Source organism: Corynebacterium guaraldiae (genome assembly GCF_053480195.1).
Genome location: NZ_JBRBAU010000001.1, coordinates 150,862 through 170,703 on the forward strand (window position 1 = coordinate 150,862; position 19,842 = coordinate 170,703).

At 59.4% G+C, this 19,842-nt stretch carries 22 protein-coding genes; 11 read left to right on the top strand and 11 right to left on the bottom strand.

The features are described 5' to 3' along the window. Window positions 1-310 precede the first annotated feature (310 nt). The gene (locus ACUY3D_RS00715; protein ID WP_070524015.1) at window positions 311-1,816 is read left to right on the top strand and encodes a hypothetical protein; all 1,506 of its coding nucleotides are present in this window, start codon (window positions 311-313) and stop codon (window positions 1,814-1,816) included. 80 nt (window positions 1,817-1,896) lie between these two features. On the opposite strand, the gene ACUY3D_RS00720 is transcribed toward ACUY3D_RS00715, so the two are convergent. The 3 genes from ACUY3D_RS00720 to ACUY3D_RS00730 form a co-directional block, all read right to left on the bottom strand. After that, window positions 1,897-2,157, bottom strand: a complete 261-nt coding sequence (locus tag ACUY3D_RS00720) for a hypothetical protein (RefSeq protein ID WP_070523942.1) — start codon at window positions 2,155-2,157, stop codon at window positions 1,897-1,899. A gap of 48 nt (window positions 2,158-2,205) precedes the next feature. Continuing rightward, window positions 2,206-2,727, bottom strand: a complete 522-nt coding sequence (gene greA, locus ACUY3D_RS00725; protein WP_010187368.1) for a transcription elongation factor GreA — start codon at window positions 2,725-2,727, stop codon at window positions 2,206-2,208. Window positions 2,728-2,844: 117 nt separating this feature from the next. Further along, the gene (locus tag ACUY3D_RS00730; protein WP_269948491.1) at window positions 2,845-3,336 is read right to left on the bottom strand and encodes a DUF4307 domain-containing protein; all 492 of its coding nucleotides are present in this window, start codon (window positions 3,334-3,336) and stop codon (window positions 2,845-2,847) included. Between the two features lie 117 nt (window positions 3,337-3,453). Between ACUY3D_RS00730 and mca the strand changes: the two genes are divergently transcribed. From mca to ACUY3D_RS00745, 3 genes are read left to right on the top strand one after another with little or no spacing between them, the layout of a single operon-like run. Then, window positions 3,454-4,344 (top strand): mycothiol conjugate amidase Mca, encoded by an 891-nt coding sequence (gene mca / locus ACUY3D_RS00735; protein ID WP_269948492.1) that lies wholly within the window; start codon window positions 3,454-3,456, stop codon window positions 4,342-4,344. 3 nt (window positions 4,345-4,347) lie between these two features. Continuing rightward, on the top strand, window positions 4,348-4,641 hold the full coding sequence (locus ACUY3D_RS00740) for a hypothetical protein (RefSeq protein WP_070523946.1): 294 nt from the start codon (window positions 4,348-4,350) through the stop codon (window positions 4,639-4,641). A gap of 20 nt (window positions 4,642-4,661) precedes the next feature. After that, complete coding sequence (locus ACUY3D_RS00745; protein ID WP_144014534.1) at window positions 4,662-5,432, top strand: isoprenyl transferase; 771 nt, start codon at window positions 4,662-4,664, stop codon at window positions 5,430-5,432. 14 nt (window positions 5,433-5,446) lie between these two features. Here the strand turns inward: ACUY3D_RS00745 and coaA are convergent, their stop codons facing one another. Then, complete coding sequence (gene coaA, locus ACUY3D_RS00750) at window positions 5,447-6,373, bottom strand: type I pantothenate kinase (protein WP_070523949.1); 927 nt, start codon at window positions 6,371-6,373, stop codon at window positions 5,447-5,449. Between the two features lie 195 nt (window positions 6,374-6,568). Here coaA and glyA point away from each other — a divergent pair, with 195 nt between their 5' ends. Further along, entirely contained in the window at window positions 6,569-7,870 is a 1,302-nt protein-coding gene (glyA, locus tag ACUY3D_RS00755) for a serine hydroxymethyltransferase (RefSeq protein WP_070523952.1), read from the top strand. Here glyA and ACUY3D_RS00760 read toward each other — a convergent pair. Beyond that, complete coding sequence (locus ACUY3D_RS00760; RefSeq protein WP_083299207.1) at window positions 7,867-8,187, bottom strand: DUF5997 family protein; 321 nt, start codon at window positions 8,185-8,187, stop codon at window positions 7,867-7,869. The two genes, glyA and ACUY3D_RS00760, sit on opposite strands and share 4 nt — an antisense overlap. 98 nt (window positions 8,188-8,285) lie before the next feature. On the opposite strand from ACUY3D_RS00760, the gene ACUY3D_RS00765 reads away from it, so the two are divergent. The 5 genes from ACUY3D_RS00765 (at window position 8,286) to ACUY3D_RS00785 (ending at window position 13,372) form a co-directional block, all read left to right on the top strand. Continuing rightward, complete coding sequence (locus ACUY3D_RS00765; protein WP_070523957.1) at window positions 8,286-8,987, top strand: LysR family transcriptional regulator substrate-binding protein; 702 nt, start codon at window positions 8,286-8,288, stop codon at window positions 8,985-8,987. 127 nt (window positions 8,988-9,114) lie between these two features. Further along, a complete protein-coding gene (locus ACUY3D_RS00770) occupies window positions 9,115-9,777 on the top strand; it encodes an LGFP repeat-containing protein (protein ID WP_070686000.1) in 663 nt (220 codons plus the stop codon). A gap of 370 nt (window positions 9,778-10,147) precedes the next feature. Next, a complete protein-coding gene (phoH2, locus tag ACUY3D_RS00775) occupies window positions 10,148-11,506 on the top strand; it encodes an RNA 5'-3' helicase PhoH2 (RefSeq protein WP_448240145.1) in 1,359 nt (452 codons plus the stop codon). A 71-nt stretch (window positions 11,507-11,577) separates the two neighbouring features. Next, on the top strand, window positions 11,578-12,153 hold the full coding sequence (locus ACUY3D_RS00780; RefSeq protein WP_070523963.1) for a GNAT family N-acetyltransferase: 576 nt from the start codon (window positions 11,578-11,580) through the stop codon (window positions 12,151-12,153). An 82-nt stretch (window positions 12,154-12,235) separates the two neighbouring features. Further along, window positions 12,236-13,372 carry a hypothetical protein gene (locus ACUY3D_RS00785; protein ID WP_070686001.1) on the top strand — a complete coding sequence of 379 codons (1,137 nt, stop codon included), beginning with the start codon at window positions 12,236-12,238 and terminating at the stop codon, window positions 13,370-13,372. A gap of 150 nt (window positions 13,373-13,522) precedes the next feature. Here ACUY3D_RS00785 and ACUY3D_RS00790 read toward each other — a convergent pair whose 3' ends face one another. From ACUY3D_RS00790 to glpX, 4 genes are all read right to left on the bottom strand, one after another. Next, the gene (locus ACUY3D_RS00790; RefSeq protein WP_448240146.1) at window positions 13,523-15,097 is read right to left on the bottom strand and encodes an MDR family MFS transporter; all 1,575 of its coding nucleotides are present in this window, start codon (window positions 15,095-15,097) and stop codon (window positions 13,523-13,525) included. After that, entirely contained in the window at window positions 15,091-15,702 is a 612-nt protein-coding gene (locus ACUY3D_RS00795) for a TetR/AcrR family transcriptional regulator (RefSeq protein WP_448240148.1), read from the bottom strand. The genes ACUY3D_RS00790 and ACUY3D_RS00795 overlap by 7 nt, the downstream gene beginning before the upstream one ends. A 180-nt stretch (window positions 15,703-15,882) precedes the next feature. Continuing rightward, on the bottom strand, window positions 15,883-17,283 hold the full coding sequence (locus ACUY3D_RS00800; protein ID WP_070530531.1) for a class II fumarate hydratase: 1,401 nt from the start codon (window positions 17,281-17,283) through the stop codon (window positions 15,883-15,885). A 98-nt stretch (window positions 17,284-17,381) separates the two neighbouring features. Continuing rightward, window positions 17,382-18,401, bottom strand: coding sequence for a class II fructose-bisphosphatase (glpX, locus tag ACUY3D_RS00805; RefSeq protein ID WP_070523973.1), 1,020 nt, complete (start codon window positions 18,399-18,401; stop codon window positions 17,382-17,384). 201 nt (window positions 18,402-18,602) lie between these two features. On the opposite strand from glpX, the gene ACUY3D_RS00810 reads away from it, so the two are divergent. Next, window positions 18,603-19,193, top strand: coding sequence for a DUF4245 domain-containing protein (locus ACUY3D_RS00810; RefSeq protein WP_070562565.1), 591 nt, complete (start codon window positions 18,603-18,605; stop codon window positions 19,191-19,193). A gap of 4 nt (window positions 19,194-19,197) precedes the next feature. Here the strand turns inward: ACUY3D_RS00810 and ACUY3D_RS00815 are convergent, their stop codons facing one another. Both ACUY3D_RS00815 and ACUY3D_RS00820 read right to left on the bottom strand, forming a co-directional pair. Continuing rightward, entirely contained in the window at window positions 19,198-19,551 is a 354-nt protein-coding gene (locus ACUY3D_RS00815) for a hypothetical protein (protein ID WP_070523977.1), read from the bottom strand. Further along, window positions 19,552-19,839 (bottom strand): exodeoxyribonuclease VII small subunit, encoded by a 288-nt coding sequence (locus ACUY3D_RS00820; RefSeq protein WP_070523979.1) that lies wholly within the window; start codon window positions 19,837-19,839, stop codon window positions 19,552-19,554. Window positions 19,840-19,842: the final 3 nt, after the last annotated feature.

Consider the following 19,842-nt stretch of genomic DNA (forward strand, 5'->3'; position numbering starts at 1 on the left):
TCTTTTCAATCAATTGTCTGAAATCAGGGGACTATCTGAGCGGCTTAGAGGTGTTGCGGATGGAGCCCATTCTCCGCTTAACAGCGGATTCTCTCCGGTATTGGGGATAAAGGATGTCGGGGGTATCCACGAGAGAGTACTTACACATGATCCTGGCTCTGCGCAGCATTCACTCGAAGGCTTTAATAGGCAGCTTTCCTGGTTGGCAGACACACTAAAAACTGAGCTGGCAAGCTTCGAATCACAGGATGAGCTTACGAGTCGGGGGTTGGATGTCGCTGACGCTGGTGGGGGAGGCGGGGCGGTATCGATGCCGATCGTGTCGCAACCAGACCCGGGATACAGCCCGTTTGGGTTTACCATCCCGATCGTGGACACCGGTGCTTCCATCATGGGCTTAGCATCGAATCTGTTTAGCACGCGCTTCTGGGATGTGTCGGAAGCGAATGCGCGGTGGGGCGCTTTGAGTGGGGAAGTCGCAGAAATCGTTGCGGGTCTTGAAAACTCGGCCGCGTCTTTGGAAGCCGAGAACGACAGTGAAGCCACCACACGCGCAGCGCAGAAGATTCGTGAAGTTGCGCAGGCGGGTACACACTTCATTGCCAATGCGAGCGTCATGCAACAGAAGCTGTTCGGCTTCCAAGCGCAGCTGATGAATGTTCAGCCGGAAGCCATTGCCTTGGCCTTTGAGGTGGCGGCAATCCCAGAGCCTGCTACGCGTCAAGCCGCTGAACAAGCAGCCTTGGTCTATATGCAGGGCGTCCTTCAGCAGCAAGTGATTTCCGCTATGCCGTATCAGCATGCGCTTATGGACGCAGCGCCGCCCAGCGGCGGCGGAGACACCAGTACCCACTTTGGGGCAGTCATGGGCGACGGAAATCGCTACAACACCGATGGAGTCACATGGCCGAAGCCAATAGCCGAAGCGATAGAAAACGGCACCATGGGCCCAGGCTCCTTTGGCGTTGCGGACGGCCACATCCAAGGTCTGGAAAGCGTGGGGATGGGGGCTGACGATATCGCGCGCTTTCACAATGAGCTACACAATCGTGGGCGCAGCATCCTCAGCGAGCTTGGTTTCGGAGACGCATTAGCGCCGATCAATGCAGGCGAGGTGAATACCTCGGCTGCCAACGCAGGCTTGAGCGCCCTTGATCCCGTTCGGGGAGGAGCGCCAGGATCGTTGGCAGCTACCAGCGGAGCGGCAAACATGCCAGCTGGTGTAAACGGGCTCGGAGGTCTAGGCAGCGGCGCTGTAGGCCAGGGATTGGGAGCCATCGGTCTTGCTGATGGCCGTGGGAACAAGCTTCCCGGAGGCGTGGCAGGCCACAGCGGTCGCTTGCCGGAAATGTCGGCGAATCCAACGACAAACGCAGCGGGGTTCGGAGGCGCGGGCGCTTCATTCGGTGGGCCGCAGACCGGAACGCATCCGGTATTAGGAGGCCTTCCTGGGGCCGTAACGGGAACTGGACAACAGAGGGAAGGGCGGACGTCGCTAAGCGGAGGCGGCCTCGTCGGAGGTGGTGCCATCAGTACGGGAGGTTCCGGGGGCGTCGGCAACGCTGGTGGCGCTGGTGGTGTCCTGGGAGCCCCGGGCGGAGCGGGTAGTGCGAGGCAGGGCGTCGGCAGTGCCCGCGGTGCGGGGATGCGCATGATGCCCATGATGGGTGGCATGGCACGCGGCGGCGAAGGCGAAAGGCGGGTCAAGTCCGTCACGACTCAAGTAGAACGCGACCCCAACCGCCGTGATCTACTCGGCGAAGCACCCGCAGTACTGCCAGGGGTTATCGGGGATTGGGTCCGGGAGGCAAAGTAGAAAAAGACGGTGGACCCCAGAAAGCTAAAAGCGGCGCCCCAACTATCGGGACGCCGCTTCATTGTCAGTTGCCGTTGAACCTACTGCTGAACCGGAGCAGTGGTGTATTCAGCCGGAGCAACCTCGGTTGCAGCAACGGCTTCGGACTCAGTGGCTGCTTCGGACTCAGCCGCAGCCTCGGAGGGGGCGGCTGCACCTGCGCCGGGAGCCTCACCGGCAAAGGAAGCGCCGGTGTCAACCTTCTCAGAGGAATCCTGTTGGTTCGGAGGGTGGCAGGCAGCGAGGGTGAGGCCAGCGGAGAAAACCAAACCAGCGGCAGCGAAACGAGTGAACTTCTTCATGGGTTAAAACTCTTTCTCGGAAAAACGATGACCTAAGAGCAGTATAAATTAGGACTTGCGCGGAGTTGCGGCCTTTGCGGAATCATAAGGCGCCGCAGAGACCACGGTGACCGACAAGGTCTTGCCATTCGGCGCCGTGTACTCGCGGGTCTCGCCCTCAGCAGCACCCAGGAGTGCAGCGCCCAGCGGGGACTGCTCGGAGTAGGTCTCCAAGTCCTTGTTATCGGAAGCAGCGGCGCGGGTACCGATGAGGAAGGTCTCGCGGTCCTCCTCGTCGCCGTTGTAGTACACGTGCACAACGGAACCGATGTGGGCAACACCCTCCTGGACGGCGGTGCGCTCGGTGGTGGAGTTCGCCAGAACCTCGGAGATCTGCTTGATGCGGGCCTCTTCCTGGTCCTGCATCTCACGGGCTGCGTCGTAACCCGCGTTCTCCTTGAGGTCACCTTCCTCACGGCGCTCATTAATCTCCGCGGCGACGACCGGGCGGTGGTCGATGAGGGCCTGCAGCTCGGCCTCGAGCTTGGCCTTGGTTTCCGGGGTAATGTACTGCTTCTGCTGCTCAGCCATAGTGCAACCTTCCGTTTACGGTTCCTAATGAACGGGTCTATTTCTCATTGGATGGGCCAGAAAGCGCAGGTGGCGCGGCCCATTCAGAACGCTCAACATACTAGCACAGCTGGGCTTTTACTCGCCGGTAGCCTCACCCGCTGTATCCATCGTGCTGGTGTCCAAATAGGACGGGATGCTTCCGGAGCAACCGTAGGCGCCACCGGCGACGGCTCTGTGGTTGGTGGGGATATCCACTGCGATGCGTTGAGCGGAGTCACCGCCAGCAGGCACGGCGACCTCGCGGCGCCCCACCTCAGCCTTGGAGTAGTCGAAGGCCTGGACAATGCAGTATGCGGGTTCTTCCACGCGGTTGCGGGTGATGTCTACCCACACGCGCGCTGTGTCATCAGACAGGATCTCGTGGGTGACGTAGGAGATATCTGCGTTGACCTTTTGCTGGCTGCGGAAATACTGAACGCCGTAGACAATGGCCGCAATCAGCATAGCCAGGAATACCAGCACCAGCGCCCGGTTGGTCCATGAGCCTTTTGCGCGAATGGACTGAGAGGAAGAACCGTAGCGGGATTGCGAGCGTGCGGGTTGAGAAGCAGGTTGGGCGTCAGACATGAGTCTGATTCTATCCAACAGTCGCCGCGAAGAAACTATCCACTAGACTAGGCCTCTGTTTAATGCCTCTGTATTAATGAGGCGATGTAGGGACGATGTAGGGAGATGTATCACCCAGTGAGCACGAAGCGCCTTTTGGCTATCCACGCGCACCCTGACGATGAGTCCTCGAAGGGTGCTGCGACGACCGCAAAATATGCCGCGGAGGGGGCGGAAGTCCTCGTCGTGACCTGCACCGGTGGCGAGAGGGGAGATATTATCAACCCGGCCATGGATCGCCCCGGTGTCCTTGAGAATATGGGCAGCATTCGCCGTGAGGAAATGGCGAAAGCAGCCGCCGCCTTGGGCGTGCAACACCGCTGGCTTGGGCACATTGATTCGGGCCTTCCTGGTAACCCGCTCGCGCCCAATATCAAGGAATTACTACCTGAGGGCTGCTTTGCGCTTAAGGAAGATGATGACGTAGCCCAAGAGCTAGTTGAAATCATCCGTGAGTTCCGGCCCCACGTCATTATTACCTACGACGAGAACGGCGGCTATCCACACCCGGATCACCTCATGGTGTACCGCGCGTCCATGCTGGCGTGGGAAAACGCAGGTGACGCGGCATACCACCCAGAATTGGGTAAGCCGTGGGAGCCGCAGAAGCTGTACTACACGCATGGCTTCGTATACCAAAGGATGAAGGTCTTCCATGATCTTCTTCTGGAGGAAGGCAAGATCAGCCCATATGAGCCGATGCTGGCTCGCTGGGATACGACGTTCGGAGACATCATGGCGCGGGTAACCACACAGGTCGAATGCGCGGATTACTTCCAGAATCGTGAGGATGCGCTCCGTGCGCACGCAACCCAAATTGATCCAGCCGGTGCCTTCCTAGCCACGCCCGTGTCCGTACAGCAGGAGCACTGGCCCACGGAGGAATTCGAGTTGGCCAAAACTCGCGTTTCTACTGCACTGCCGGAAGATGATTTATTTGCGGGAATTCCAGAAGTAGGGGAGTCTTAAAGCATGAACGCTTTCTACCTCGCAGCGCACGACGTCGCCCTGCTCGCCCAAGGAAGCCAAAGCGGGCCGGTTGGACCGGAGTTTGGTAAGGCTTCGCCTATTGGTCTGCTCATCCTCGCCCTGATGGGTGTTGCTGTCCTTTTTGCAGGCTGGAATTTTCACCGCCGCTATTCGCGCTTCCGTCGTCGAACCATGTTTGCGCAGGATCACGGCATCGATCCGTTCAATGATGAGGCGATCGATTCGGCAATGAAGGAAGCCGGCATCCTCGATAACAGCAAGAAGTCCATCTTTTAAGGTAGAGGACGATTCCCACCGTGAAGTTCCTAAGCCAGCTCCTGTACCCCCTGTACGAAGCGCGTCTGACACGTGAAATCAAGAACAAGCCGCAACCACGCCACGTGGCAATCATGGCTGATGGCAACCGCCGCTGGGCGCGCGAGGCTGGATTTACGGATATCAGCCACGGCCATCGGCAGGGCGCGCGGAAGATCAGCGAGATGATCTCTTGGTGCCAAGGCACCGACATCGAGGTTGTCACTATCTACCTGCTCTCGACGGAGAACCTGAAGCGCAGCGAGCAGGAGGTGCAGCTGCTCTTCGACATCATCTCGGATGTCGTTACGCACCTCTCCCAAGGGGACTTGGATTGCCAGATCCGGCTCGTTGGGCACCTAGATCTGCTCCCTGAACAGGTCACGGCCAAGATGCAAAGCGCGGCTGAGGCCACGGAGGAGCACCAGGGAGTCATCGTCAACATCGCGGTTGGTTATGGTGGGCGCCAGGAAATTGTGGACGCCGTGCAGAGTTTCATTCGCGGCGAAGCCCGCAAGGGGTTGAGCGCTGAGGAAATTGCGGACAACGTGACGGCGGAGGCCATTACGGGCAACCTTTATACCAAGGGTTTGCCTGACCCCGATCTCGTCATTCGTACCTCCGGCGAGCAGAGGCTGTCCGGCTTTCTGCTGTGGCAGGCCGCTTACTCGGAGATCTGGTTCACGGACACCTATTGGCCCGCATTCCGCCGGGTGGATTTCCTGCGCGCCTTGCGTGACTATTCGCAGCGCTCGCGCCGCTTCGGCCGCTAGCCCTGGCGATCGGGCTAGAGCTTACGCATCCTCACCCGGTCAACCAGGTGGTGCGAGCCCTTGCACAGAACCAGGGAGGCGCGTACCCGGGTGGGCAAAATGTTCTCGATGAGGTTGGGCAGGTTGATGGACTGCCAGATTTCACGGGCCTGCACGTAGGCCTCCTCGTCCGTCATGTCCGCGAAGGACGCGAAGTGCGCCCCTGGTTCGCGGAAGGCAGTGTGGCGGAGCTTGAGGAAGCGATCAATGTACCACTTTTCGATGTCGTCGACTCGGGCGTCCACGTAAACAGAGAAGTCGAACAGGTCCGAAACCATGAGGGTCGGCCCGGTTTGTAAGACGTTGAGGCCTTCCAAAATGAGGATGTCCGGCTGGCGAACCTCCTGAAACTCACCAGGAACAATGTCATAAGACACATGCGAGTACAACGGTGCGGTTACCAGCGGCTTGCCGGACTTAACGTCGGTAACAAAACGCATGAGCGCGCGACGGTCATAAGACTCCGGGTAGCCCTTGCGCTGCATAAGCCCGTGCTCTTTAAGATACGCGGTGGGGTAGAGGAACCCGTCGGTGGTGACCAGATCAACCTTCGGGTGGGAGTCCCAGCGCTGTAGAAGAACTTGGAGCAAGCGCGCGGTCGTTGACTTGCCCACCGCGACGGAGCCGGCAACGCCGATGACGAAAGGAACGTGCGTGGGTGGGTTTCCTAAGAATGCCTCGGTAGCGGTGGTGAGTTTTTGGCGGGCCTCAACCTGCATGTGAATAAGACGGGATAACGGCAGATAGACCTCAGCCACCTCAGTGAGGTCGATGCGGTCACCGATGCCACGAAGTTTTTCCACCTCGGTCGCCGTTAGCACCTGTGGCATGGATTTACGCAGGGCACGCCACGTATCGCGGTCAAAATCGAGGTACGGGCTCGCATCGGTCATTCGCGCCATGCCTACTATTGTTCCACTCAGCAGAGCGCCTGTGGCAATCGCCCCGAATGAAAAGATTCGAGGAGGCCCCCACGCGGGGGATGCGGGCGTTAGGATGTAGAACTAGCTTCGGCGATTGCAGAGCCGGTGGTGTCGTGCCGCGGGCGGGCGCCGCGGGCTTCATTGACCACCTCTACGAAGGGACATCACGCTTTCATGACCACTACGAACAATTCAGACGTGCGCTACCAGGAGATGCGCGATCTCGACCCCGAGGTCTTTGCTGCTATTAACGGTGAGATTGCTCGTCAGCGCGATACCCTCGAGATGATCGCGTCGGAAAACTTCGTCCCCCGCGCGGTTCTGCAGGCGCAGGGCTCTGTTCTGACCAACAAGTATGCCGAGGGCTACCCGGGGCGCCGCTATTACGGCGGCTGCGAGCACGTTGACATCGTAGAAGATCTGGCTCGTGATCGTGCCAAGGCGCTTTTCGGCGCTGATTTTGCCAACGTCCAGCCCCACTCCGGCGCCCAGGCCAATGCCGCCGTGCTGGCGTCGCTGATCCAGCCGGGTGACAAGATCATGGGCCTGTCCTTGGCTCATGGTGGGCACCTGACCCACGGCATGAAGCTCAACTTCTCCGGCAAGCTTTACGACGTTGCCGCGTACGAGGTTGACCCGGAGACCATGCGCCTTGACATGGATAAGGTGCGCGAGCAGGCGCTGGCAGAAAAGCCCCAGGTGATCATCGCTGGTTGGTCCGCTTACCCGCGCACCATTGATTTCGAGGCTTTCCGCTCCATCGCGGATGAGGTCGGTGCGTACCTGTGGACGGATATGGCGCACTTCGCGGGCCTCGTGGCAGCTGGGCTGCACCCCTCCCCGGTGCCGCACTCCGATGTCGTGTCTTCCACCGTGCACAAGACGCTGGGCGGCCCTCGTTCCGGTCTCATCCTGGCCAAGCAGGATTTTGCCAAGAAGATCAACTCCAACGTCTTCCCGGGGCAGCAGGGCGGGCCGCTCATGCACGTCATCGCGGCGAAGGCTATCGCGCTGAAGATCGCGGCCACCGAGGAATTCAAGGAGCGCCAGGAGCGAACCCTGGAAGGTGCTCGCATTCTGGCTGAGCGCCTGACTGCCGAGGATTGCACCAAGGCGGGCGTCGACGTCCTCACTGGCGGCACCGACGTGCATCTTGTCCTAGCGGACCTGCGCAACTCCGAGCTCGATGGCCAGCAGGCGGAGGACCTCCTCCACGAGGTCGGCATCACCGTGAACCGCAATGCGGTGCCGAACGATCCGCGCCCGCCGATGGTCACCTCCGGCCTGCGCATTGGTACCCCGGCCCTGGCTACCCGCGGCCTCGACACGGCGGCCTTCACCGAGGTTGCCGACGTTATCGGTACTGCACTGGCAAACGGTAAGAACGCGGACGTCGCCAAGCTGCGCGCCCGCGTTGAGAAGGTCGCCGCGGACTTCCCGCTCTACGACGGCCTTGAGGACTGGAAGCTGGTCTAAGCTTCCTTGCGCTCCTCAGCGTGGGCTTTCCGGGCGGCTTCGAGCCATTCGGGCATTGCGCTGAGGAGCTCTTTAATTTCCGCGGTGGTGAGAGGGCGGTCCATCTCGTTCTTCTTCAGCGCGGTCACGGAGATTCCCAGTTTTTGTGCCACGACCGGGCGCGGGTGCGGACCCTCGCGGCGTAGGGTAGCGAGCCACTCCGGTGGGTTCTCCTGTAAGTCGCGCAGCTGCGCATGGGTTACCGCGTTGGCTTGAAACTCCTCCGGGGCGGCCGGCAGGTAGATGCCCAACTTCTTCGCTGCGGTTTGCGCACGCATGGCGGTGCCGGAAGGCTGCTGGGTTTCGTTGGCTGGGGTTTCACTATTCGGGGTATCAGTCACGCTCACAACGCTAGCAGCACCGTAGTATGAGGTGCATGCTCCGCCTCGTCTTTTCCACTGGCACAGAACCCGGCAAATGGTTTCGTCGCTACCGTGATTATCACTCTCCAGAGTCCCTGGTAACCGTCGACGCCGATGACGCGATGGACGTTCTTCTTACTCATGAGGCAGATCTAGCGCTGACCCGCTTGCCGGATTCGCGGGTTGATGACAGCTTCCACGTCGTCCAGCTCTACGAGGAAGCACCCGGCATCGCCGTTCCGAAAGATTCTGTCTACGCGGAGGTTGGGGAGGACGTCACGCAGGAGGATGTTGCCGAAGAAATAGTGAATTACCGGATTGCGCAGGACGGCAGCGTCGATGTTCCGGCGCTGCGCACCGCTTTGCAGGTCGTGGCAGCCAACGTGGGCGTAGCCATCGCGCCGCGGCCTTTGTTGAAGGTGCTGAGCAAGAAGCAGGTCGTGGCACTGGGCTTGGAGGACCCCACTGTGGCTCGCACAGTGATTGCACTGGTGTGGCGCCGGGCTGATGACGGCGATGAGATCCAAGACTTCGTCGGGGTCGCAAAGGGAAGGACGCGGAATTCATCCCGCAATGCCGCTCCGAAACGCAGCGCACGCGACAAAGCAAAAGCTAAGCAAGCGCGCAGAAGGTCCCAAGAAAAGCCTCAAAGAGGCTCGGCTTCCAAACCGTTATCAAAAAGATATAGGGGTTCTCAACAGCGGAAACGGAGATAAAGCAACGTCTTTGTTGTCAAATCATAGGTTCTGTGGTGGCAGGAAGTGCTGGCCATGCCTACGGTGGGCATCGTTCTCAACAAAAGTACTTAGAACAGTGCTCAACTAGACAGAAAGGCTTAAGAATATGAAGAAGATGACTCGTCGTTTCGCCGCAGGTATCGCCGCCGCCACCCTGTCCTTGGGGGTCGTTGCTTGTTCCGATGCTGAGGATGCCGCTAAGGATGCTGGCGACGCTGCTCAGTCCGCTGCGTCCGACGCTACCGATGCTGCCGGTTCTGCCGCTAAGGACGCAAAGGATTCCATGAAGGACTCCGAGTCCGCCGATTCTTCCGAGGCCGAGGGCTCTGAGGGGGCCGAGGGCAGCGAAGGTGCCGATTCTTCTGAGTCGGACTCTGCCGAGTCGAAGGATGGCGCTGGCGCTGAGGGCGACAAGGAGAGCGTGTCCACCGCCAATGGTGACGTAGAGGTTCCTTCTGATTTCGCTCAGGCCATCAAGGAGAAGGCTGCTGAGTGGGGCGATCCGGAATCCATTGAAAACACCGACAAGGGAAGCGTTGCTACCTTTGCCAAGGACAAGCTGCTGGCATTCGGTGAGGGTGACGGCACCCAGCCGATCATCGGCAAGATCGCAGAGACCTGGACCGAGGAAGGCGGCCTGGAGAGCAAGGTTGGCCTGCCGACTGGCCCGGAGCAGGCCGAGGGCAACGGCTGGGTACAGGAGTTCACCAATGGCACCATCTCCTGGATGCAGGGTGAGTCCGGTGAGTACGAGGCCACCATCAACTAAGCGCTCATAAAACGGCTCGCTGCCTTGTGAGCTAAAGCGACAAAGCTCCGCACTGATAACACGGTGCGGAGCTTCTTCGTTTTTCACGGTCAACGCGTGAAAGTGCAGGGCCGAAGAATGTAGCTGCAGTGTTGGGGGAGTGGGGGAGAGACGACAGGCTCGTAGAGCCTGATGGGAATGGTGTGACGCTGGTGATTGTCGTTTTAATACTGTTCATCTTGCACCCATGTAATTTCAACCTTTGCTCTCTAGCGTGGACGGTGTCCGGAAGCTAAGAACAGTCTCCGGATAGTTCGAAAACCACCAGCTTCACCATGCCGTCCCAGGTCGATGAGTTGGGGCGGGCATAACAAGGGAGAACCCTGCCGCTATGACCAATCCTTCCGTCCTCACCGAGCAGCCGCATGAGGCCTCTGTTTTGACCAAGACCTATGTCATCGATACGTCCGTCCTTCTCTCAGATCCCTGGGCGTTGCGTAAGTTCGCTGAACACGATGTGGTACTGCCCATCGTCGTTATTTCTGAGTTGGAAGGAAAACGTCATCACCCGGAGCTTGGCTGGTTCGCCCGCCAAGCTCTTCGCTTTTTGGAGGACCTTCGCGCTACCTATGAGGCGTTGGACCAGCCCCTGCCCGTAAATGCAGCGGGCGGGACTTTGCGCGTGGAACTCAACCACCAGGATCAATCCTTGTTGCCAGCGGCCTTTCGCGGGCCGGAGGGAGATCACCGGATTCTGGCCTGCGCGCTGAATCTCCAGCATGAGGGCAAGGACACCGTCCTGGTGACTAAGGACGTCCCATTGCGTGTCAAGGCTGGTGCTGTGGGCCTGCAGGCGGATGAATACCATGCGCAGGACGTCGTGCTCACCGGTTACACCGGCATGGCTACGGTGCCCACCAGCGCTGAGGTCATCGATGAGCTCTACGGGGAGGGCGAGGTGCTTATCGACGGATCCGTGACCACCGCCGGCACCCGCGTCGAGGACCTGCCGGTGCACTGTGGCATTACGCTGCAGGCGGGCGGGCAGTCCGCTCTGGGCCGGATGACGGCTGAGGGCACCGTTCGCTTGGTGCGCGGCGATGCGAATGTCTTTGGTCTGCAAGGCCGCTCTGCTGAGCAGCGCGTTGCCCTGGACCTTCTCTTGGATCCCTCCGTTGGAATCATGTCCATCGGAGGCAGGGCGGGCACTGGTAAGTCCGCGCTGGCGTTGTGTGCTGGCTTGGAGGCAGTGCTGGAGCGCGGCGAACACCGTCGTATCGTGGTGTTTCGCCCCATGTATGCGGTGGGCGGGCAGTCCCTGGGATATCTGCCGGGCTCTGAAAGCGAGAAGATGAATCCATGGGCGCAGGCCGTCTATGACACTCTGGAAGGTCTGGTATCCGAAAACGTCATGGACGAAGTCCAGGACCGCGGATTGCTGGAGGTTCTCCCGTTGACCCATATTCGCGGCCGCAGCCTGCATGATTCTTTCGTCATCGTTGATGAGGCCCAATCGCTTGAGCGCAATGTGCTGTTGACTGTTTTGTCGCGCTTGGGGCGTGGCTCCCGAGTTGTACTGACGCATGATGTTGCTCAGCGCGATAACCTGCGCGTTGGCCGCCACGACGGCGTGCAGGCAGTCATTGAAAAACTTAAAGGGCGTGAGCTCTTTGCACACATCACGCTGCAACGCTCTGAGCGCTCTGCCATTGCAGAGCTGGTCACCGATCTGCTGGAAGGCGAAAGCTAACGCGTTCGCGCGCGGCGATCTCTCTGCCCTCAGCTTGGCATTGACGCCGTGTGCTCAGTAATAATTGTTCCATGAGCGACAACGCGAAAGACAAGAAGAAGGATTTCCGCATCCGTCCCTTCAATGCGGCGGACTATCCGCAGATGCGAGAAATCTATGAGCAGGGCCTCAACACTGGCCACGCTACCTACGAGACCCGCTCGTTGACCTTTGAAGAGTTCAAAAACGTCAAAATCATGGCGTCAGTTTTCGTCGCTGTTGAGGCGGAGGATGATTCAAAGGTTCTCGGCTGGGTGTGCGCCGCACAGGCGTCTACCCGCACCGTGTTCCACGGCGTCGTCGAGGATTCCATCTACCTGAGCAAGGAAGCCCAGGGAAGGGGCATCGGTGGCGCCTTGCTGGATCAGCTCATCGAGGTCTGCCGCGACCTGCATAAGTGGGCTATCCACTCGTGGATCTTCCCGGAGAACGAAGGTTCCGCCGGCCTCCATAAGTCCCGTGGCTTCGTCAAGGTGGGCACGTACTCCCACATGGCAAAGATGACCTACGGTGAGCTCGCCGGCCAGTGGCGCGATACGGACGTGTATGAGCTTCTTCTGCCGAAGCCCGAGGAGAAGAAGGCAGCAGCCAACCAGAAGAGAAAGTAATTATCCTGCTTTTCTAATGGAAGGGCATGAGTGGGGATAGAATTAAAGCTGTTCTTATTCCCTCTCGCTTAGAAGGTGAAGCATGTCCTTGCGCACTTCTGTCCTTGCCCTTACTACAGCCGCAGCCGTGGCAACCGGTGCTTTCTCCGCACCTGTTGCCACGGCAGCAACCTATCCGTCGGCTGGTTCCGTTCCTGTGGCCGAGCTCGACGTTAATCAGCCTAACGGCGCTCTGGCCTATGTCTTTGCCGAGCCAGTGATGCAGTCCGACATCGACTTGGTTACCCGCCAAGTTCGCGAGTTGCGCGGCAAAGCCTGGGACACCAACCTGCCCTTCAACGGCGGAACCCTGCGACAGGCCGCTAGTGCCGCTGGCTACCGCACCCGCGAGGCATATGTGAATTCAATCTCCTGGGACCGCGGTCTCGAGCACGCGGTTTTGCAGCGTGCTGCTGAGGGAAACTTCTTGTTTGATCATCGCCGCGCAGTTGGCACACGTACTCCTGAAATCTTGGACAACTACAATACCTTGGACAACCTGACCACGACGGACATGGAACATGCCGTTGAATCGTGGTCTACAAGCAGAAGCAGCGGTCCCAGCGAGTGGGACTACCTTGTCCGAGAGAACGGCCAATGGTCAACAAATAATGGCCACCTGTACACGATTCTTAATCCTGAATACGTGAAGTTTGCGCAGGCTCAAATCGGAGAAGTGACAGCTGGTCTCTATTCGGCCGATGATAAGCCGTCCGAACCGGCGCGGTTGACGGCCGGTCGCCACGCATTCCCCATCGCCGTGCCGGAAAGCGCTATAAACCGTGCTGAACTGATGACCACGGGAGGCACCTCGGTCGGAAGCCAAGGAAGCCTGGGTTTGCGCATCGATGGATTCTGGGGAGCGAAGCTGGGGGTTCCGGTGGCGGCGCCCAGCAGTAACGACCCAGAGGTCCTTGAAGTCAACGAGGACGGAACCTACACAGCAAAGTCTGAGGGCACCGCGACCGTCACCTTTAACACCTATGTTCTGCGCAATGGCCAGGCAAAGGTCTCGGATAACCAGATCACCAAGACCGTGAAGGTGACCAAGAAGTCCCTCGGCGGGGACTTGAGCTCCGGCGGCACGAACATTGGTGCCATCGTGGGCATCCTCGCCGGCGTGCTCGCGCTCATCGGCGTGGCTGCCCAGGTAGCACGCCAGTTGGGAATCTTGCGCTAAGCATCGTGACAATAAGAAATCCTCGCTACGTGAATGCTCGTAGCGAGGATTCGTTCTTACTTCACCCGGTTTCTACGCCGAGGGGACATCCCAGCTCCCAGACCACCGTTGCTCGTCGTCAAGCGCCAGCTTGTCTCGAAGCAGTGGCTTCTAATCAATCGTCTCCTTGAGGTGCTCCTCGCGGACGGGGAGGATGAGGAGGAGCGCGATGATGGCCATAGGAACCATCAGCAGGATGACGGGGGTTAGGCCGTCGTTGTAAGCGTTGAGGATAACGTCCTTGATGGGGTCCGGCAGCTGAGCAACCAGAGCCGGGGTGAGGCTGGAGGAACCACCATTAGCGCTGGCAAACTTCTCCGCGAAGGGCTTGCCTGCCTCACCCATAGACTTGATGGCAGCGGGCATGTTGGCGGCCATTTCATCCTTCATGTTGTGGATGAAGAGGGAGCCGACGAGGGACGCACCGATGGCGGAACCGATCTGACGGAAGAAGTTATTTGCGGCAGTCGCGGTTCCGACGAGGGCGATGGGGAAGGAGTTCTGGACAATGAGGACCAGAACCTGCATGACGAAGCCAAGGCCGATGCCGAAGACGAGGAACTCTGCACCGAGCTGGGTCAGAGAGGTGTCTGCAGTCAGCTTGGACATCCAGAACAGCGCACCAGCAGTGATTGCTAGGCCGATGATGGGGTAGCGCTTGTAGTGACCGGTGCGGGCGATGATGAAACCGACGGCTGTGGAGGTTCCGATCATGCCGACCATCATCGGGATCATCATGAGACCTGCCTTGGTCGGGGTCAGAGTGTGAACCATCTGCAGGTAGGTTGGCATGTAGCCCAGCACGCCGAACATCGCCAGGCCCAGCACCATGCCGGCTGCGGTGGTGAGAACCATGTTGCGGTTCTTGAACAGCTGCACCGGGATGAGCGGCTCCTTGGCCTTGGATTCGACGAAGACGGTGATGATGGCACCGATGACCACGGTGATGCCCAGGCCGAGGATGATCGGGTCGGACCACTCGTATTGGGTTCCGCCCCAGGTCGTCATAAGGATCAGGGAGGCGGTGGTGATGGAAATGAAGATGGCGCCGAGGAGGTCAAACTTGCGCAGGTCGGTATCGCCGACGCGTAGGTGGAGGACCAGGGTGCATACGATGATAGCGAGCAGACCCAGCGGGATGTTCATCCACATGCCCCAGCGCCAGCCCGGGCCGTCAGTGAACCAGCCACCGAGGACTGGGCCGAGGACGGAGGAGAGTCCAAAGACGCCGCCCATGATGCCCATGAACTTGCCGCGCTCACGGGAGGTGGTGACCTCCGCGATGATGGATTGGGAGGAAATCATCATGAAACCAGCGCCGAAACCCTGCACGGCGCGGCCAATGATGAGCAGGTTCATCGAGTCGGCGAAGCCGCCGAGCGTGGAACCGATGACGAAGACGCCGATGCCGCCAATGTAGAGCCACTTGCGGCCCATCATGTCACCGAGCTTGCCGGAGATAGGCATGGCGATTGTCATCATGACCAAGAAGGCGGAGATGACCCAGCTCATGTGGTCCACGCCGCCGAGCTCGCCGACGATGGTGGGTAGAGCGGTGGCAAAAATCATCTGGCCCAAAGAGCTCATCAGCATGGTGAGCACGAGGGCGGAGAATACGAGGGCAAGGTTGTTATCCGGCTTGCCGCTGCTGGCCTGAGAGGCCGGCTTAGCCGCGGTATCTACCATGTCAGTCCTTCCGAAAATTTATTAATGAGTGTGAGCGCAGATTCGAAGCGTTCCTCAAAGGGGATGTCGCAGCTGAAATCTGGCGACGCAGTGGCTATCCAGAATGCTTCCCTGATAGCAAAGGCAATGAGTATCGCCTCAGTCTCAGCCGTGACCTCGGGCATCTGCCGCAAGGAGGGATCCTGGTCAAGGCGCTCGGTGATGAGCCCCAGGATCTCGTTCGACTTGGCCCGCTTACGGCTGAGTGCCGCCGCCGCGGCATCGCTGTCCCCAGAGATCCGACGGCGACGTTCAGCGATGACCTCGTTGACATGCTGGCCAACGAGGTGTCCTTTAACTAGGTCGACCGCCAGCCTGAAAACGCTATCCGTAGGGGCGCTAAGGAAAGCCTTCTTCTGTTCCTCTGTGAAGTCGTGACTCGGCGCACCGAGCACAGCAGTGTCTTTGGAATCAAAATAATTAAAAAAGGTGCGCCGAGAAATCCCCGCTGCGTCGCAGATTTCCTCGACGGTAACGTCGGCGAATCCACGCTCATCCACGAGACGGGTGGCGGCGTCTTCGATTCGCAGGCGCGTCTTGAGGCGCTTCTGCTCGCGTAATGACATTTCTTCTTGCACAGAGTGCAACAGTACACTCAGTGCAAATTTGCACCAAGTGCAATTCGAGTGATTTTTGAAAGGGAGATCTAAAAATATGACGGTGGTTACTATGACGCTGAGCGTGGGCGTTGAAAACGACGAAGGCCGCCCTCCCGAAGGAGAGCGGCGGCGTTCGCGAAAGCGAGCTTAGAAGTTGTCGCGGTCGCGGTTGGTCATGGTGAGAACGTTGAGGCGCTCATCGAGCTCCTCCTCAGTGAGGTTCTCTCCGTCGACGAAGCCCAAGTCGATGACTGCCTCGCGGACAGTGATCTTCTCGTGCAGTGCGTGCTTAGCTGCCTTGGCTGCGTTCTCGTAGCCAATCTTGGAGTTCAGCGGGGTCACGATGGAGGTGGAGGACTCCGCAAACTTCTTCATGCGCTCCTCGTTGGCCTCGATGCCGTCAACGCACTTCTCAGCGAAAACGCGGGAGACGTTGGCCAGCAGGCGGGCCGACTCGAGAACGTTGCGAGCCATCATCGGGATGTAGACATTGAGCTCGAAGTGGCCGTTGGAGCCGCCGAAGGCAACGGCTGCGTCGTTACCGATAACCTGGCCAGCGACCATGGTGGCGGCCTCACACAGAACCGGGTTGACCTTGCCCGGCATGATGGAGGAGCCCGGTTGCAGGTCCTTCAAGTGGATCTCGGACAAACCGGTCAACGGGCCGGAGCCCATGAGACGGATGTCGTTGGCAATCTTGTTGAGGGAGACAGCCACGGTGCGCATAGCGCCGGAGAACTCCACCAAGGCGTCGCGAGCGGCCTGGGCCTCAAAGTGGTTCTTAGCCTCAGACAGCTCCTTGACGCCGGTGAGCTTCTTGAGCTCCTCGGTAACCTTGCCGCCGAAGTCAGCGGAAGTGTTCAGGCCGGTACCGGTTGCGGTGCCGCCGATGGCCAGCTCACCCAAGCGCGGCAGGGTTGCCTCAATGCGCTCAATGCCGAGCTCGATCTGGCGAGCGTAGCCGCCAAACTCCTGGCCCAGGGTGATTGGGGTGGCGTCCATCAGGTGGGTGCGTCCGGACTTGACCATGTCGGCGAATTCCTTGGCCTTAGCCACGAGGGATTCGTGGAGGACCTTGAGGCCCGGGATGAGGTCGTTGACGGCAGCCTCGGTCGCCGCAACGTGGGTTGCGGTGGGGAAGGTGTCGTTGGAGGACTGGCCCATGTTCACGTGGTCATTCGGGTGAATCTCCACGCCATTGTTGTGGGCGATGGAAGCGATGACCTCGTTCGTGTTCATGTTGGAAGAGGTACCGGAGCCGGTCTGGAAGACATCGATCGGGAAGGCATCGTTGTGCTTGCCTTCTGCAATCTCGGTGGCTGCCGCAATGATAGCGTCGGCCTTCTCCGCATCCAGCTTGCCGGAATCCTTATTCACCTGAGCGCAGGCGGCCTTGAGAAGACCGAGTGCGCGGATCTGGGCAGCTTCAAGGCCACGGCCAGAAATGGGGAAGTTTTCCACAGCGCGCTGGGTTTGGGCACGCCACAGGGCGTCGACCGGAACCTTGACTTCGCCCATAGTGTCGTGTTCGATGCGGTATTCAGTCATGAAGTCACCTTTTCTGTGAGATGAGAATTGTAGAGTTCTTTATGTGTGCCGTGGCACGGCATTGATGGCCACCGTAGCACTCTTCGCAGGAAAGTGGATTAGCTTTCCTTATCGTGGGGGTTGGTGTAGTCCACCACGGAGTATTCCTGCAGCTTAGCCAGCTTATGGATGGAATCGACGTAGCGGATCGTGCCGGACTTGGAGCGCATGACCAGAGAACGGGTCGTGGCGCCGTTGGGGCGGTAGGACACGCCGCGGAGCATGTCGCCATTGGTAACGCCGGTTGCGGCGAAGTAGCAGTTTTCAGAAGAGACCAGATCGTTGGTGGTGAGGACGCGATCAAGGTCGTGTCCGGCCTTGCGTGCCTTCTCTGCCTCTGCTTCATCTTTAGGCCACAGCTTGCCTTGGATTTCACCACCCATACACTTCATGGCACATGCGGTGATGATGCCCTCTGGGGTGCCACCGATACCCATCATCATATCGATGGAGTTGGTGTCCTGGCAGGTGGCGATGGCGCCGGCGACGTCACCATCCATGATGAGGCGAACCTTGGCGCCTGCCTCACGGATCTGGCGGATAAGGTCATCGTGGCGCGGGCGGTCGAGTACGACGACGGTCAGGTCAGCTGGCTTGATGCCCTTGGCCTTGGCCACGGATTTGATGTTCCACTCCACGGACTCATTGAGATCGATTGAGCCAACAGCCTCTGGGCCGACAGCAATCTTCTTCATATAGAACACTGCGGATGGGTCATACATGGTGCCGCGCTCAGCAGCAGCGATGACGGAAATAGCGTTCGGGCGGCCTTCTGCCATAAGACGGGTGCCGTCAACCGGGTCGACGGCGATGTCCATCTCTGCACCCTGGCCGGTGCCGACTTTTTCTCCGTTGAACAGCATGGGGGCTTCATCCTTTTCGCCCTCACCGATGACGACGATGCCGTTCATCTCTACGGAGTTGATGAGCTTGCGCATAGCATCCACCGCGGCGCCGTCACCTTCATTCTTCTGTCCACGGCCAACCCAGCGACCCGAGGCGAGTGCTGCTGCCTCAGTGACACGCACCAGCTCCATGGCTAGGTTGCGATCGGGGATATAAGACGTGTTATCAGACATGTGTGATTAGTCCCTTTCTTTTCAGGTGGCTCGGCCCGGGGTGGGGGACAACCCGGAATACATATTCCATTCTTCCACTTTTCCCTCGTATCCAAGCCCGAATGCCTCCCCCAGAAGAGGGTCTCAGTCAAGTTGGCCACCAAAAGGGCAGGTGGGAGGTCGCTGTCGCGAGCGCGGGAGGCGGCGTGACATACTGGGCGGGTGGCATCTGAAGATAAACCTAAGATTTTTGAGGACGCGCGTGATATCACCCTGACGGTGGGCGTCATCCTCATCATGATGTTCCTGGCGGTTGGAGCAACGGGACTGTGCTCGATCAACCCGGAAAAGCCGGGGCCCGTGCAGAACGTGGATGCCGCTACGTTTCTGGAAATGGAGGCGCGCGGCACCGGGGCCGTCATCAGGGAGCCCGTCATGCCGGAGGGCTGGCAGCCTACGGCCGCACGGCGTAAGGAGATGGGCGGCGAATCCGGTGCCGTGGTGAGCTGGCTTACCGCCGAGGAAGGCTACGTGGAATCGGCGCAGACGCAGTTGGCGCTTGGCGATGTCCCCTCGGCCTACGACTCCAACTATCGTGGCAACTCCGAGCGGCGTGAGGTGGCGGGCCACGACGTGGAAATCCTGAGCAGTGACGACAAAGATGTGCGTCCACTGTGGATTACTGACTTGGGCGATGCCCGCCTCGTTCTTACGGGCTCTGCCTCCGACGCTGATTATGAGACGGCCCTCACCGCCTTCGCGGAAGCTGAGCCGCTCCAAATTGCTGAGGATGGCAGCGTCGTCAGCGAGTAAATAGTTAGCGGAACGTCACGCTCTGCAGCGTTTCATCCCACTCCACCTCGACGGCATCGCCGGCGGCACTGGTGAGAGACTCCGGGTCGAGCCCACTCAGGCGCGTCTTGCCCAGGTAGACATCGACCTTTTCGTGTTGGGACTTGCCGGGGAAGAGTGCAATTTCGACGAGTTTATCAGCGCTAAAACGCAGGACGATGGAGCCGGAGAAATAGCTGATTTCCTCTCCGCTCACGGTGTGCGGCGGGCCGAAAAACTCCTCGACGAGCTGGCGTGAATCCCCAAAGACCATGGATCCCGCTCCGCCCGACTTGGAGACGAAATCGACGCGATCTCCCGGGTAGCCGTAAATTTTCATTTAATCCTCTCCTGCTTCTGCATTGGTGGCTGCGCTATCGGTGCCCTCAGTATTCTTGCGGAGGGCTTCCTCTACGCGCTTCGATGCGCCGTCGAGGTGCGCCTCGCAAGCTTTTGCTAGGGCCTCGCCACGCTCCCAGTATTTAAGAGACTCGTCCAAGCCCATCTGGCCCAGCTCGAGGATCTTTACGGTCTCAATGAGTTCATCGCGGGCTTGTTCATAGCTCAGTTCTTCTACCGGTGGGAACGCGTCCTGGCCGGGTTGGCCGGCACCAATTGTGTCAGTCATGGG

Coding starts and splice junctions, on each gene's coding strand:
- ACUY3D_RS00715 (WP_070524015.1), top strand. CDS start 311: ATGCCGATCGTGTCGCAACCAGACCCGGGATACAGCCCGTTTGGGTTT.
- ACUY3D_RS00720 (WP_070523942.1), bottom strand. CDS start 2,157: ATGAAGAAGTTCACTCGTTTCGCTGCCGCTGGTTTGGTTTTCTCCGCT.
- greA (WP_010187368.1), bottom strand. CDS start 2,727: ATGGCTGAGCAGCAGAAGCAGTACATTACCCCGGAAACCAAGGCCAAG.
- ACUY3D_RS00730 (WP_269948491.1), bottom strand. CDS start 3,336: ATGTCTGACGCCCAACCTGCTTCTCAACCCGCACGCTCGCAATCCCGC.
- ACUY3D_RS00740 (WP_070523946.1), top strand. CDS start 4,348: ATGAACGCTTTCTACCTCGCAGCGCACGACGTCGCCCTGCTCGCCCAA.
- coaA (WP_070523949.1), bottom strand. CDS start 6,373: ATGGCGCGAATGACCGATGCGAGCCCGTACCTCGATTTTGACCGCGAT.
- glyA (WP_070523952.1), top strand. CDS start 6,569: ATGACCACTACGAACAATTCAGACGTGCGCTACCAGGAGATGCGCGAT.
- ACUY3D_RS00760 (WP_083299207.1), bottom strand. CDS start 8,187: ATGCGTGCGCAAACCGCAGCGAAGAAGTTGGGCATCTACCTGCCGGCC.
- ACUY3D_RS00765 (WP_070523957.1), top strand. CDS start 8,286: ATGCTCCGCCTCGTCTTTTCCACTGGCACAGAACCCGGCAAATGGTTT.
- ACUY3D_RS00770 (WP_070686000.1), top strand. CDS start 9,115: ATGAAGAAGATGACTCGTCGTTTCGCCGCAGGTATCGCCGCCGCCACC.
- phoH2 (WP_448240145.1), top strand. CDS start 10,148: ATGACCAATCCTTCCGTCCTCACCGAGCAGCCGCATGAGGCCTCTGTT.
- ACUY3D_RS00780 (WP_070523963.1), top strand. CDS start 11,578: ATGAGCGACAACGCGAAAGACAAGAAGAAGGATTTCCGCATCCGTCCC.
- ACUY3D_RS00785 (WP_070686001.1), top strand. CDS start 12,236: ATGTCCTTGCGCACTTCTGTCCTTGCCCTTACTACAGCCGCAGCCGTG.
- ACUY3D_RS00790 (WP_448240146.1), bottom strand. CDS start 15,097: ATGGTAGATACCGCGGCTAAGCCGGCCTCTCAGGCCAGCAGCGGCAAG.
- ACUY3D_RS00795 (WP_448240148.1), bottom strand. CDS start 15,702: ATGTCATTACGCGAGCAGAAGCGCCTCAAGACGCGCCTGCGAATCGAA.
- ACUY3D_RS00800 (WP_070530531.1), bottom strand. CDS start 17,283: ATGACTGAATACCGCATCGAACACGACACTATGGGCGAAGTCAAGGTT.
- glpX (WP_070523973.1), bottom strand. CDS start 18,401: ATGTCTGATAACACGTCTTATATCCCCGATCGCAACCTAGCCATGGAG.
- ACUY3D_RS00815 (WP_070523977.1), bottom strand. CDS start 19,551: ATGAAAATTTACGGCTACCCGGGAGATCGCGTCGATTTCGTCTCCAAG.
- ACUY3D_RS00820 (WP_070523979.1), bottom strand. CDS start 19,839: ATGACTGACACAATTGGTGCCGGCCAACCCGGCCAGGACGCGTTCCCA.